Annotated in this window: 12 protein-coding genes; 9 read left to right on the top strand and 3 right to left on the bottom strand. The window is 68.8% G+C overall.

All coding sequences use genetic code 11. The features are described from left to right. The first annotated feature begins 50 nt into the window (after positions 1 to 50). Genes OU998_RS06195 through lpxK form a run of 3 tightly spaced genes read left to right on the top strand, consistent with a single transcriptional unit; the run spans position 51 to position 2976 of the window. On the top strand, positions 51 to 674 hold the full coding sequence (locus OU998_RS06195) for a lysophospholipid acyltransferase family protein (RefSeq protein ID WP_420709814.1): 624 nt from the start codon (positions 51 to 53) through the stop codon (positions 672 to 674). After that, on the top strand, positions 671 to 1963 hold the full coding sequence (locus OU998_RS06190) for a 3-deoxy-D-manno-octulosonic acid transferase (RefSeq protein ID WP_267515949.1): 1293 nt from the start codon (positions 671 to 673) through the stop codon (positions 1961 to 1963). Before OU998_RS06195 ends, OU998_RS06190 begins: the two co-directional genes overlap by 4 nt. After that, entirely contained in the window at positions 1960 to 2976 is a 1017-nt protein-coding gene (lpxK, locus tag OU998_RS06185) for a tetraacyldisaccharide 4'-kinase (protein WP_267516731.1), read from the top strand. The genes OU998_RS06190 and lpxK overlap by 4 nt, the downstream gene beginning before the upstream one ends. Here lpxK and OU998_RS06180 read toward each other — a convergent pair. Then, a complete protein-coding gene (locus tag OU998_RS06180; protein WP_267515948.1) occupies positions 2961 to 4286 on the bottom strand; it encodes a metal-dependent hydrolase family protein in 1326 nt (441 codons plus the stop codon). The two genes, lpxK and OU998_RS06180, sit on opposite strands and share 16 nt — an antisense overlap. 114 nt (positions 4287 to 4400) lie before the next feature. Between OU998_RS06180 and OU998_RS06175 the strand changes: the two genes are divergently transcribed. Then, complete coding sequence (locus tag OU998_RS06175; RefSeq protein ID WP_267515946.1) at positions 4401 to 5090, top strand: murein L,D-transpeptidase catalytic domain family protein; 690 nt, start codon at positions 4401 to 4403, stop codon at positions 5088 to 5090. Positions 5091 to 5096: 6 nt separating this feature from the next. Here OU998_RS06175 and purD read toward each other — a convergent pair whose 3' ends face one another. Together purD and OU998_RS06165 are read right to left on the bottom strand one after the other, a co-directional pair. Further along, positions 5097 to 6371, bottom strand: coding sequence for a phosphoribosylamine--glycine ligase (gene purD, locus OU998_RS06170; RefSeq protein ID WP_267515945.1), 1275 nt, complete (start codon positions 6369 to 6371; stop codon positions 5097 to 5099). A 56-nt stretch (positions 6372 to 6427) separates the two neighbouring features. Then, positions 6428 to 6589 (bottom strand): hypothetical protein, encoded by a 162-nt coding sequence (locus OU998_RS06165; protein ID WP_267515944.1) that lies wholly within the window; start codon positions 6587 to 6589, stop codon positions 6428 to 6430. Between the two features lie 64 nt (positions 6590 to 6653). On the opposite strand from OU998_RS06165, the gene xseA reads away from it, so the two are divergent. The 5 genes from xseA to argS all read left to right on the top strand — a co-directional run bounded on the left by xseA (position 6654) and on the right by argS (position 12302). Next, on the top strand, positions 6654 to 8153 hold the full coding sequence (gene xseA / locus OU998_RS06160) for an exodeoxyribonuclease VII large subunit (RefSeq protein WP_267515943.1): 1500 nt from the start codon (positions 6654 to 6656) through the stop codon (positions 8151 to 8153). Positions 8154 to 8500: 347 nt separating this feature from the next. Beyond that, on the top strand, positions 8501 to 9007 hold the full coding sequence (gene lspA, locus OU998_RS06155; protein WP_267515942.1) for a signal peptidase II: 507 nt from the start codon (positions 8501 to 8503) through the stop codon (positions 9005 to 9007). Between the two features lie 174 nt (positions 9008 to 9181). Continuing rightward, positions 9182 to 9748 (top strand): DUF3035 domain-containing protein, encoded by a 567-nt coding sequence (locus OU998_RS06150; protein WP_267515941.1) that lies wholly within the window; start codon positions 9182 to 9184, stop codon positions 9746 to 9748. A gap of 68 nt (positions 9749 to 9816) precedes the next feature. Continuing rightward, on the top strand, positions 9817 to 10500 hold the full coding sequence (locus OU998_RS06145; RefSeq protein ID WP_267515940.1) for a Tat pathway signal sequence domain protein: 684 nt from the start codon (positions 9817 to 9819) through the stop codon (positions 10498 to 10500). Then, on the top strand, positions 10500 to 12302 hold the full coding sequence (argS, locus tag OU998_RS06140) for an arginine--tRNA ligase (protein WP_267515939.1): 1803 nt from the start codon (positions 10500 to 10502) through the stop codon (positions 12300 to 12302). Before OU998_RS06145 ends, argS begins: the two co-directional genes overlap by 1 nt. The last annotated feature ends 48 nt before the right edge of the window (positions 12303 to 12350 follow it).

Raw genomic sequence — 12350 nt, 5'->3', positions numbered from 1 at the left:
TTCGCAATCCAATTATCCAATCCACCCTGGCCTGGGCGCTGGCCCAGTGGATGCGGTTTTGTATCAAGACCATCCGATGGACCCACGAGAACCAGTCTCTGGCGGAGGCCGTTTGGGCCAAAGGGGGAGGCGTTCTGTGCGTCTTCTGGCACTCGCGCATCGGCCTGGCGCCGGCGTCGTGGCCGCTGGATCGGGCGCAGGCGGCGAAGGGGCTGATCTCGCTATCGGCCGACGGGGAGTTCATCGCCAAGGCCGTCGCGCGTCAGGGCTTCCCCGCCGTGCGTGGATCGTCCGCCAACAAGGACAAGGCTGACCGCGCCAAGGGCGGGTCGCAGGCCCTGCGCGACGGCCTGAAACAGCTGAAGATCGGCGCCCTGGCCCTGACGCCCGACGGTCCGCGCGGCCCCGCCCGGGTCATGGGCGAAGGCCTGCCCCTGATGGCCAAGCTGTCCGGGGCGCCGGCCCTGTTCATCGGCCTGTCCTGCAACCCCGCGATCCGCTTCAACAGTTGGGACCGCGCCGTGCTGCCCCTGCCCTTCGGCAAGGGCGCCGTGGTCTGGGATCGCGCCGACTTCCCCGAAGGCGCCGACATGGCGGACGTCGTCACCGACTGGACGGCCCGACTGACTGCGGTCGAGGCGCGGGCCGACGCCATTACGGGACTGAAGTCGTGACGCCCTTGCCGCTGCTGGCCTATCGGCTGCTGACGCGGGCCTTAGAGCCGCTGGCCCCGCGTCTGCTGGACGGCCGCGCCGCCAAGGGCAAGGAAGACCCGGCGCGCGTCGATGAACGGATGGGTTTCACCGGCATCGAACGGCCACAGGGCGATCTGGTCTGGCTGCACGGCGTCAGCGTGGGCGAGACCCTGTCCCTGTTGCCGCTTGTCGAGCGGTTCGTGAAGATGCGGCCGGACCTGACGGTGCTGGTGACCTCCGGCACGGTGACCTCGGCGCGAATCCTGGCCGACCGTCTGCCGAAGGGGGTGATCCATCAGTATGCGCCGGTGGACGGACCCGGCGTCGTGGCGCGGTTCCTGGATCACTGGCGACCCAGCCTGGCGATCTTCGTCGAGAGCGAACTGTGGCCCAACATGCTTCTGGAGGCGCATCGGCGCGGGGTGAAACTGGCCTTGGTCAGTGCGCGCGTGACCGAAAAGACGGTCGAGGGCTGGGCGCGATTTCCGGCATCGGCGCGGGCGGTGACGGGCGCCTTTGACCTGGTGTTGCCCCAGGATCAACTGTCGGCCGAACGGCTGGAGGGCCTGGGCGCGCGCATCGACGGCCTGGTCAATCTGAAGTTGGCGGGCGAGCCCCTGCCCCATGATACGGCCGCCTTCAGCCGCCTCAGCGCCGCCATCGGCGACCGGCCGGTGGTCGTGGCCGCCAGCACCCACGAGGGTGAAGAGATCGCCATCGTCCGCGCCCTGGACAAGCTGGCCGAGCGCGCCTGTCTGATCCTGCTGCCCCGCCATCCGGAACGGGGGCCGCACATCGCCGCGGCCTTGCAGCGCGAGGGCGTGGTCTTCGCCATGCGGTCGCGCGGCGAGACCATAGGGCGGGACACCGACGTCTATCTGGCCGACACCCTGAACGAGATGGGCCTGTTCCTGCGCCTGGCGGACGTGGTGGTGATGGGTGGATCGTTCGCCCCGGCCCTGGGTCTGCCGGCGGTGGGAGGGCATAATCCGCTGGAGCCCGCGCGGCTGGGCCGACCGACCGTGACGGGGCCGGACGCCTCGAACTGGGCGACCGTCACCTCGGCCCTGGCCGAGGCGGGCGGCCTGATCCTGGTCCAGGCGCCCTGGGACCTGGCCGAGGCGGTGGCGCCCCTGCTGGCCGATCCGGCGGCGGCCAAGGCTATGGGCGAGCGCGCCCGGCGCGCGGCGGCCGAGGCGGGCGGCGGTCTGGATCGGCTGTGGACCTGGCTGTCGCCGCTGACGCCGCAGAAGAGGCCCAGGCGATGAAGCTGAACACGCCGCGCTGGTGGTATGTCCGCGACCGAGATCATGCGCGGGTGACGCGCACCGTGCTGAAGCCGCTGGGCTGGATCTGGGCCAACGTCACGGCCCGGCGGATCGCCCGGACTGTGCCCGTCGATCCGGGCTGCGCCGTGATATCGGTCGGCAATCTGACCGTCGGCGGGTCGGGCAAGACCCCGGTTGCGCGCGAGACGCTGCGGCTGTTGCGCGCTGCGGGCGTGGAGGCGCAAGGGTTGTCACGCGGCTATGGCGGCCGGCTGGAAGGTCCGGTCCGGGTCGATCCTGAGGCCCACACGGCGGCGGACGTCGGCGACGAACCCCTGATGCTGGCCCTGGACGCCCCCGTCTGGATTTCGCGCGACCGCGTCGCCGGGGCGATGGCGGCCCAGGCCGAAGGGGCGCTGGCCCTGGTGCTGGACGATGGTCACCAGAATCCGGCGCTAAGCAAGACTGTCAGTCTGATCATCGTGGATGGCGAGACGCGGAACGACGAATGGCCGTTCGGAGATGGGTCGGTCTTTCCCTCAGGGCCGATGCGCGAGCCGCTGAAGGCCGGGCTGGCCCGCGCCGATGCGGTGGTCGTCATGTTGCCGACCGATCTGGAGACGGCTGATCTCGAGCTGCTGGCCGTGTTCGATGGCCTGCCCATCTTCGTCGCGCGCCTGACGCCCGAAGGGCCGCCGCCGCCTGGGCCTCAGGTCGGGTTCGCCGGCATCGCCAAGCCGTGGAAGGTCGAGCGGTCGCTGAAGGCGGCGGGGTGCGACCTGGCGGACTTCGTCCCCTTCCCCGACCATGCGGCCTATAGCGCCGCAGACATGGCGTTCCTGATGGATCGGGCTGGGGTCTACGACGCCGGCCTGATCACGACGGAAAAGGACTGGGTGCGGCTGACGCCCGATCAGCGCGCGCGCGTTACGGCCTGGCCGGTCGTCGCCCGGTTCGAGGATGAGGCGGCCTTCACCGCCTTCCTGACCTCCCGGATTCAGTCGGCGCGGTAGACCACGCCGGACTTCATCACGAACTTCATCCGCTCCAATTCGGTGACGTCCGTCAGCGGGTCGCCCGTCACGGCGACGATGTCGGCCGGCATGCCCGGAACAATCTTCCCCGCCTCGCGGGAAATGCGCAGATGCTCGGCCGCGCCGACGGTGGCGGCCTGAATAGCTTCCAGCGGGGTCAGGCCGGCCCGAACCAGAAGAGCGAACTCCTGCGCGTTGTCCCCATGGGCCGAGACCCCGGAATCGGTTCCGAAGGCGATCTTCACCCCGCCCTCATGCGCGCGCCGCGCCATGTCCAGCATCTTCGGCCCCGCCTCCAGCGCCTTGGCGGTTTGGGCCGGGGTGAAGAAGTTGTTCGACCCCGAGGCGACGCGGGCGACAAAATCCCCAGCCAACAGGGTCGGCACCAGCCAGGCGCCGTTCTGCTTGAACAGCCGGATCGACTGATCGTCCAGATAGGTGCCGTGTTCGATGGAATCGCCGCCGGCCCTCAGGAAGGCGTTGATCCCGTCCACGCCATGGGCGTGGGCCGTGACCTGACGGCCCATGCGGTGGGCGCTCTCGACGATGGCGGCCAGTTCGGGATCGGTGAACTGCTGGTTCAGGCCGGCGGCTGTGTTGGACAAGACGCCGCCCGTGGCGGTGATCTTGATGATGTCGGCGCCCGAACGGACCTGGGTGCGGACCGCGCGCATACAGTCCTCAGCCCCAGAGCAAACGCTTTCAGGCGACAGCAGATGAAGGACATCCTCGCGGAAGCCGTTGGCGTCGCCGTGGCCGCCGTGGATCGAGACTGATGATCCGGCCGCGATAATGCGCGGGCCGGGCACGTCGCCGGTCTTCACCGCCTCGCGCAGGGCGAAAATGGCCGCGTTGCTGGCGCCCAAGTCCGCCACGGTGGTGAAACCGGCCATCAGGGTGCGCCGGGCGTAGCGGGCCCCCACCATGGCCTGTGTCGCGTCTGACTGAGTCACTTCCTCGAGGCGAGAATTGGGATTTTGTTGGCCCGTCAGATGGACGTGGCTGTCGATCAAACCGGGCAGGACGAAAGACTCGCGCAGATCGACGACTCGCCCCTGGGACGGGTCGCCGACAAAGCCGTCGCGGATCTCGACGACTTGGTTCCCCCTGATCACGAGAGTTTTACCGCGCTGCACAACGCCGTTCGAAGGATCGGCCAGCAATCGGCCCGCCTCGACAAACGTCGTCGTCTGACTCGGTGAAACCTGAGCCCCAGCGGGGGTTTGCTGCGCAGCCGCGACCGAGGCTGAAGCCATCAGCACCGCCAGCGCTAGACCGAAACGCATCATCGATTTTTCCCCTGCGGCGCGGCGCCGCAAAAATGCCCCACAAGGCTCAGGTTGCCTTGCCCGTAACCATTTGAAACAAACATCTCCGAAGATAAACCGCAACGAGGGCGTCGCATGCGGCTTTCAAGACGAGGACTCATTCTGGGCGGATCGGCCATGCTGGCCGGTTGCGCCAGCGCGGGCGCATCCGCTCCGTTGACGCAGTTGGCGGTGGTCGAACCCATCCCGACACCGGCTCCTGCCCCCGTCGTCGAAGCCCTTGTCGTCACGCCGCCGCCTCTCGATCCGCGCGGCCATGTGCGCAAGGAACTGATGGAAAGGGCGATGGCCGCCCTGGACGTCCACCACCGGAAAATCCCGCTGCGCGACCGCATGTACCTGGTCGATTTCAAGAAATTCTCGGGCGAAGAGCGGCTGTACGAGGTCGATCTCGTCGCGGGCGAGGTCAAGGTTCTGCGCACCTGCCACGGACGCGGTTCGGACCCCAGCCACACAGGCTATGCCCAACGCTTCTCCAACACGCCGGATTCCAACATGTCCTCGGTCGGCGCCTACGCCACCGCAGGCGCCGGTTGGGGCGCGCAGCAGGGGCCGAATGTCCTGCTGGACGGGCTGGAATACACCAACGACAAGGCGCGCGAGCGGGCCATAATCATCCACGGCGCCGACTACGCCGACCCCGACTTCCTGGCGCGCGAAGGCAAGCTGGGCCGCAGCTACGGCTGTTTCTCGGTGGCCCACACCGATCTGCCGGAGCTGCGCGAGCGGATGGGCGAAGGCCGGCTGCTGTTCGCCTGGGCTTAAGCCCGCCTACGCCCGCCCCAGCGCCCGCCAGCCGATGTCGGAGCGGTTGAAGCCGCCGGGCCAGTCGATCTTGCGGATGGCGTCGTAGGCGCGTTCGCGGGCCTGGGCGATGTCGTCGCCCTCGGCGCAGATGTTCAGGACGCGGCCGCCGGCGGCGCACAGTTGGCCGTCGTCGCGGCGTCGGGTTCCGGCGTGGAAGACCTGGACGTGGGGGCCGAAGTCCTGGTCGGCGCCGCGGATGATCGAGCCTTCCAGCGGGCTGTCGGGATAGCCCTTGGCCGCCATGACGACACAGATCACCGTCTGAGGCTTGAAGGCCGGGGACGGCAGGCCCGAGACGTCACCTCGCGCGCAGCCCAACAGATAGGGGACGATGTCCCCCGCCATGCGCATCATCAGCACCTGGCATTCGGGGTCGCCGAAGCGGGCGTTGAACTCGACCACCTTGGGACCGTCGGCGGTGGCCATCAGGCCGGCGTAGAGGACGCCGCGATAGGGGGCGCCCTCCTCGGCCATCTTGCGGATGGTGGGCTGGACGATCCGTTCGTCGGCCTGCTGCACCAGGTCGGCGGTGAAGACGGGCGCGGGCGAATAGGCGCCCATGCCGCCGGTGTTGGGGCCGGTGTCGCCGTCGAAGGCGCGCTTGTGGTCCTGGGCGCCGCCGAACAGGATGGCCTGTTTGCCGTCGCACAGGGCGAAGAGCGAGCCTTCTTCGCCGTCCATGAACTCTTCGATGACGACGCGGGCGCCGGCGGCGCCGAAGCGGCCGCCCAGCATGCGCTCGATCTCAGCCTCGGCGTCGGGACGGTCGGGGCTGATGGCCACGCCCTTGCCGGCGGCCAGGCCGTCGGCCTTGATCACATAGGGAGGCTTGAACACGTCCAGGGCGGCCTTGGCGTCCTTGACCGTGTCATAGACGCCGTAGCCGGCGGTGGGGATTTCGTGGCGTTCCAGGAAGGCCTTGGAAAAGGCCTTGGACACCTCCAGCTGGGCCGCCTTGGCGGTGGGGCCGAAACAGGGAATGCCGGCCGAGGCCAGACGGTCGGCGAGACCGGCGGCCAGGGCCACTTCAGGCCCGACCACGACCAGGTCCGCCTTGATCTCGCGGGCCAGAGCGGCGAGGCCCTCGGCGTCGTCAGCCTTGACCGGACGAAGCTCGCACAGCTTCTCGATGCCGGGATTGCCGGGGGCGGCGACGAGGCGTTTGACCAGCGGCGACTGGGCGATCTTCCAGGCCAGGGCGTGTTCGCGCCCGCCCGATCCGACGAGAAGAATAATCATGAAGTCGGCAATGACGGGCCTGCGTCGGGCGGTCAAGCGTCCGCGGGGCTGAAGCGTCAGAACACGGCGGAAAGGACGTAAACGGCCAGGCCGATCAGGGCGATCCCGCCAATGATCAGCCAGGGGCTCATGGCCCCGCCATCGACGCTGCGGCGCATCAGGCCGCGCTCTCGCGGGTCGCGGTCGTCCGGATCGGTTCCTGGAGGGTCGACGGCCATGAAAGGCGAACGGGACAGCGTCGATCCTGTTCCCGCGCGGATCGACGCAGGCTAGGATAGGCCGATGAGCGACGACTCCTATGTGTTCGAAGGCCCGGCCGAGGCCGCCGCCCCGCGCGACAACAATCCGCCCCTGTCGATCTCGGAACTGTCCTTCGCCCTGAAGCGGACGCTGGAGGAACGATTCGGCCACGTCCGGCTGAGGGGCGAGGTGTCCAAGGTCAATCGTCACGCCTCGGGCCATATCTATCTGACCCTGAAGGACGACAAGTCGGCCATCGACGGGGTGATCTGGAAGGGCTCGGTGCGGGGCCTGGGGGTCCAGCCGGAGGCAGGGCTGGAGGTCATCGTCACCGGCAAGATCACCTCGTACCCGGCGCGGTCCTCGTACCAGATCGTGATCGAGACCATGGAGGCGGCCGGCGCCGGCGCCCTGCTGGCCCAGTTGGAGCGGCTGAAGGTCCGGCTGCGCGAGGAAGGCCTGTTCGAGCCGGGGCGTAAGAAGCCCCTGCCCCAGTTCCCGCGCACCATCGGCGTGATCACCAGCCCTACGGGTGCGGTGATCCGCGACGTCCTGCACCGGATCGCCGAACGCTGGCCCTGCCGGGTGATCGTCTGGCCCGTGGTGGTCCAGGGCGAAGCGGCCAGCGGCCAGGTGGCCAACGCCATTCGCGGTTTTGACGCGATGACGCCGGATGGGCCGATCCCGCGCCCCGACCTGCTGATCGTCGCGCGCGGCGGCGGCTCGGTCGAAGACCTGTGGTGCTTCAATGACGAAGCCCTGGCCCGGACGGTGGCGGCGGCGCGGATCCCGATCATCTCGGCCGTGGGGCACGAGACGGACACCACCCTGATCGACTTCGTCTCCGACCGGCGCGCGCCGACGCCGACGGGCGCGGCCGAGATCGCGACGCCGGTGCTGGCGGACCTGAGATATGCCGTCGCCGACCTGGACCGGCGCATGGTCCTGGCGGGCGGGCGGCTGATCGAGGATCGGCGCACCCGGCTGCGGGCCGTGGCGCGCGGCCTGCCGGCGCGGCCGGAAGACCTGCTGGCCCTGGCGCAGCAGCGGCTGGACCATGTGTCGAGCCGGCTGGGATCGGGGCTGCAACGCAATGTCTCGGTCCACGAACGGCGGCTGGCCGGCGTCGGCGGGCGACTGGGGCGCGGGTTGCTGGACCGGGCGCTGGAGCGTCGGGGCGACCGACTGAACGCCGTCGCAGCCCGGTTCAAGCCGACGGTCGAGCGGCGGCTGACCCGCGACCAGGACCGGCTGAACGCCCTGTCGCGGGCGCTGGCCACGCTGGACCCCGGTCGGCCCAAGCCCGGCTTTGCACGGGTCGAGACCGCCGACGGCGACTGGATCACCGCAGCGGCGGGGCTGGAGGCCGGCCAGGCGGTGCGGCTGGTGTTCGGCGACGGCGCGCGGGGCGCGACCATCGATGGCGAGGATGGACGGGCCGCGTCGCCCCCGCCCCTCAAACCCACGCCCCTCAAGCCCACGCCAAAGCCGAAACCGCCGACGCCAGTATCGCCGACGACAAGCCAGGGCGACCTGTTCTGACGTTGGCGCTTGGCGTAAAAACAGGGTGACAAAGCGCCAACCCGCCAACCCGCGCTTGGCGCGAAAACAGGGTGACAAGGCGCCAATCGTGCCAAACCTGCGACCCGGCATGGGTCGCCGACGGGACGGGTTCGACAGGAATGAGCGGCGGCCGGATCATGACGCCATTCTAATCCACTCTCATCTGAGGCGAGTTGATCGCCGTTTTCGCCCGGCAAACGATGATGGCCGCACGAATCGCCATGGGCGCCATTTTTCTTTTCCCATCCTGAAATCGCCGACTTGAAGTTCGGGCCTGGGTGGTTTTCCGCTTCGCCCCGGCGCCGCTTCCTGCTAACCGCCGCCGCATGAAGATCACTCGCATCGCCCTGGCCGCCTACGGCATCGCCGTTCTGATCATCGTTCTGGACCAGCTGACCAAGGCCTGGATTCTGAGCCTGCCGGACGTGGCGTCGGTCAGCCAGATCCCCGTCGGCTATGTGTTCGCCGAGGTGATTCCGCCGATCCTGCGCTTCACCTTCGTACAGAACACCGGGGTCAGCTTCGGCCTGTTCGGCGGGGGCGAGGCGCGCTGGGGGCTGACCATCTTCTCGGTCATCGTCTCGGCCGGCCTGGCCTGGTGGGCGACCCAGTCGGATCGCCGCCTGCTGATCACCGCCATCGGTTTCGTCATGGGCGGGGCCCTGGGCAATGTGATCGACCGGGTGCGGTTCGGCTATGTCGTCGACTTCATCGACGTCTCGGGCACGGGCGTCTTCCCTTGGGTGTTCAATATCGCCGACAGCGCCATCACCATCGGCGTCGTCCTGCTGATTCTGGACAGCTTCCTGTCAGACAGGGCCGCGAAAGCCTGAACCCGGCTTTCGTCCGATCCAGAGCCTGATTCACGGCCTCGGCGGGATCGCCGTCTCCACCGATCAGGCTCGAAGGTTGGCGCGGCCCCCGAAAAGTCGTAATCACCCCCTCTTCACTATGCCAACAGCGCCTGCAGGGGCGTTCCGTGCATCAGCCGATCAGAGCCTGAAACCATGCGTATTCGCAGCGTCGCCGTATTGACCCTCGCCGCCTCAGCCGCGCTCGCCGTTTCGGCCTGCGGCACCATCAAGCAAGGCATCGGCCTGACCAAGGTCGTGCCGGACGAGTTCGTCACCGTCTCCACCGCGCCGCTGAGCGTGCCGCCCGAGTACGGCCTGCGCCCGCCCGCGCCCGGCCAGCCGCGTCCGCAGGAACTGGCGCCCGAGAGCGCCGCCCGCCAGATTCTGCTGGGCCAGCGTCAGGCGATCACCCGCACCCCCGGCGAACAGGTTCTGGTCGCCCAGGCCGGCGCCGAACAGGCCGATCCCTTGGCCCGCTACGTCGTCGATGACGAGTTCGGCGACATCGCCCACAAGGATCCGAGCTTCGCCGACCGCGTGATGTTCTGGCGCAAGGGCGACGCCGCCAGCCAGGCGCCCACCGTGCGCCAGACGGCCGACGGCCAGCAGACGATCGACGCCTCGACCGAGGCCGAGCGTCTTCAGGCCCTGACCGGCGGCCAGAAGACCATCACGATCACGCCGCGCCAGAGCCGCGGCTTCAAGCTGCCGGGTCTGTAAGACCTCTCGCCCCCTGTTCCAAGGACGCCTGCCACGGCGTTGGTCCTCTCGCTGTCGGAATATAACTGATGCGTCGCGTGCTTTCCGCCCTGGCCGCCGTCTCCATCGCGGCCTCCATCCTGCCCACCGCCGCCCAGGCGCAGATGTCGCCCGGACAGTCGGGACAGCGGGATCGCGGATCCAGCGGCCAGCAGGCCGATGGTTCCGAGAATGCGCCCGCCGACCGCGCGCCGCGCTTCGCCCCGCTGCGCCGCCGCGCCAACGCCGGCCCCTGCCCCTTCGTGAAGGTGCTGTACGACGCCGCTCGCTATGTCGAGATGGACGGCGGTCGCGCGGCCATCTCCAACGTCGGCTTCACCGGCGAGATCGAAGGCGTCTCGGCGGACTGTGAATATCGCGAGGACGACCCCATCAAGCTGGACATGGACATCCTGTTCCAGTTGGGCCGGGGCCCGCAGGCCGGCGAAGACCAGAAGACCTATCGCTATTGGGTCGCGGTGACCGAGCGCAACAGCGCCGTCCTGGCCAAGGAATATTTCGACCTGCCCGTGAAGTTCGAGGGCGAACGCACCGCCTCGGTCCACGAAGAACGCAGCATCGTGATCCCGCGGGCGGACGTCTCGACCAGCGGCGGCAATTTCGAAGTCCTGATCGGCTTCGACGTCACGCCTGAAATGGCCGAGTTCAACCGCTCGGGCAGCCGTTTCCGCGCCAACGCCGGAACGGCCCAAGCCCCTACCCCGAGCCAATAATGGCCGATCTGAAGACCGTCCTCAGCGAAGCGGTCGCCGCCGCCTTCGCCGCCGAAGGCGTGGATGCGGCCCTGGCCCGCGTCACGCCGTCCGATCGTCCCGACCTGGCCGACTTCCAGTCCAATGGCGCGCTTGCCGCCGCCAAGGCGCTGAAGGCCAATCCGCGCGAACTGGCGGGCAAGATCGCCGAACGGCTGACGGCCGATCCGCGCTTCGCCTCGGTCGAGGTGGCGGGGCCGGGCTTCATCAATCTGAAGATCGCCGATGCGACCCTGGCCGAACGCGCCACGGAAGTCGCCGCAGACGCCGACCATGCCGGCGCCGCCGTCGTGGCCGAGCCGCGCAAGGTGGTGATCGACTTCGGCGGCCCGAACGTGGCCAAGCCGATGCACGTCGGCCACCTGCGCAGCGCCATTATCGGCGAGAGCCTGAAGCGGTTGTTCCGCTTCCGAGGCGACCATGTGACCGGCGACGCCCATTTCGGCGACTGGGGCTTCCAGATGGGGCTGCTGATCGTGGCCTGCGGCGACGAGGGTCTGGCTGAAGGTTTCCTGGTCGAGGGCGACGGCCCCTTCCCGGCCGACAGCCCGGTGAGCCTGGCCGACCTGGACCGGCTGTATCCGCTGGCGGCGGGCAAGGCCAAGGAAGACCCGGCCTTCCGCGACCGCGCCCGCAAGGCGACGGCGGAACTGCAAAACGGCCGCCCCGGCTATCGCGCCCTGTGGGCCCATTTCGTGGCGGTCAGCCGCGAGGCGCTGAAGCGCGAATACGGCGATCTGTCGGTCGATTTCGACCTGTGGAACGGCGAGAGCGACGCCGATCCCCAGATGCCCGAAATGCTGGCGCACCTGAAGGCGACCGGCCTGCTGGTCGAGGACGACGGCGCCCAGGTGGTCCATGTCGCCAAGCCCGGCGAGACCCGCAAGAAGAAGCTGGCCGACGGTTCAGTGATCGAGGCGCCCTCGCCCCCGCCCCTGCTGGTGATCAGCTCGGAAGGCTCGGCCATGTACGGCACGACCGACCTGGCGACGATCCTGGACCGCAAGAAGGCCCTGGCGCCGGATCTGGCCCTTTATGTCGTCGACGAACGTCAGGCCGAGCATTTCGAACAGGTGTTCCGCGCCGCCTATCTGGCCGGCTACGCCGTCGAGGGATCACTGGAGCATCTGGGCTTCGGCACCATGAACGGCCAGGACGGCAAGCCGTTCAAGACCCGAGCCGGCGGCGTGCTGAAGCTGCGCGACCTGATCGATCAGGCGACGGACAAGGCGCGCGAGCGGCTGAAGGAAGCCAAGCTGGGCGACGACCTGTCACCCGAGGAGTTCGAGGCCATCGCGCACAAGGTGGCCATCGCCGCCCTGAAGTTCGCCGACCTGTCGAACGCGCGGACCACCAGCTACGTCTTCGATCTGGACCGGTTCATGAGCTTCGAGGGCAAGACCGGTCCCTATCTGCTGTACCAGTCGGTGCGGATCAAATCCCTACTGCGCAAGGCCGCCGAACAGGGGGCGGCGCCGGGGCCCATCGTCATCGCCGAACAGGCGGAGCGCGATCTGGCCCTGACGCTGGACGCCTTCAGCGCCGCCGTGTCCGACGCCTATGACAAGCGGATGCCGCACCTAGTGGCCGAACACGCCTATCGGGTGGCGCAGTCCTTCTCGAAATTCTACGCCGCCTGCCCGGTGCTGGTCGCGCCGGACGCGGCGACGCGGTCCTCGCGCCTGGCCCTGTCGGCGGCGGCCCTGCGCCAGCTCGAGACGGCCTTGACCCTGCTGGGGATCGAGACGCCCGAACGGATGTGACCGGCGTTCTGTGACCTGAAAGACGCGGACTCCGCGCGCCGGCTCTGA

It is taken from the genome of Brevundimonas sp. SL130 (genome assembly GCF_026625805.1).
In the GTDB taxonomy this organism is placed as follows: domain Bacteria; phylum Pseudomonadota; class Alphaproteobacteria; order Caulobacterales; family Caulobacteraceae; genus Brevundimonas.
Note: the sequence above shows the minus strand (reverse complement) of the source record. Positions and strands in the feature narration are given on the sequence as shown.

What these genes read in the sequence shown, in the direction of transcription:
- OU998_RS06195 (WP_420709814.1), top strand. Translation starts at nt 51, where the DNA reads ATGCGGTTTTGTATCAAGACCATCCGATGGACCCACGAGAACCAGTCT.
- lpxK (WP_267516731.1), top strand. Translation starts at nt 1,960, where the DNA reads ATGAAGCTGAACACGCCGCGCTGGTGGTATGTCCGCGACCGAGATCAT.
- OU998_RS06180 (WP_267515948.1), bottom strand. Translation starts at nt 4,286, where the DNA reads ATGATGCGTTTCGGTCTAGCGCTGGCGGTGCTGATGGCTTCAGCCTCG.
- OU998_RS06175 (WP_267515946.1), top strand. Translation starts at nt 4,401, where the DNA reads ATGCGGCTTTCAAGACGAGGACTCATTCTGGGCGGATCGGCCATGCTG.
- purD (WP_267515945.1), bottom strand. Translation starts at nt 6,371, where the DNA reads ATGATTATTCTTCTCGTCGGATCGGGCGGGCGCGAACACGCCCTGGCC.
- OU998_RS06165 (WP_267515944.1), bottom strand. Translation starts at nt 6,589, where the DNA reads ATGGCCGTCGACCCTCCAGGAACCGATCCGGACGACCGCGACCCGCGA.
- xseA (WP_267515943.1), top strand. Translation starts at nt 6,654, where the DNA reads ATGAGCGACGACTCCTATGTGTTCGAAGGCCCGGCCGAGGCCGCCGCC.
- lspA (WP_267515942.1), top strand. Translation starts at nt 8,501, where the DNA reads ATGAAGATCACTCGCATCGCCCTGGCCGCCTACGGCATCGCCGTTCTG.
- OU998_RS06150 (WP_267515941.1), top strand. Translation starts at nt 9,182, where the DNA reads ATGCGTATTCGCAGCGTCGCCGTATTGACCCTCGCCGCCTCAGCCGCG.
- OU998_RS06145 (WP_267515940.1), top strand. Translation starts at nt 9,817, where the DNA reads ATGCGTCGCGTGCTTTCCGCCCTGGCCGCCGTCTCCATCGCGGCCTCC.
- argS (WP_267515939.1), top strand. Translation starts at nt 10,500, where the DNA reads ATGGCCGATCTGAAGACCGTCCTCAGCGAAGCGGTCGCCGCCGCCTTC.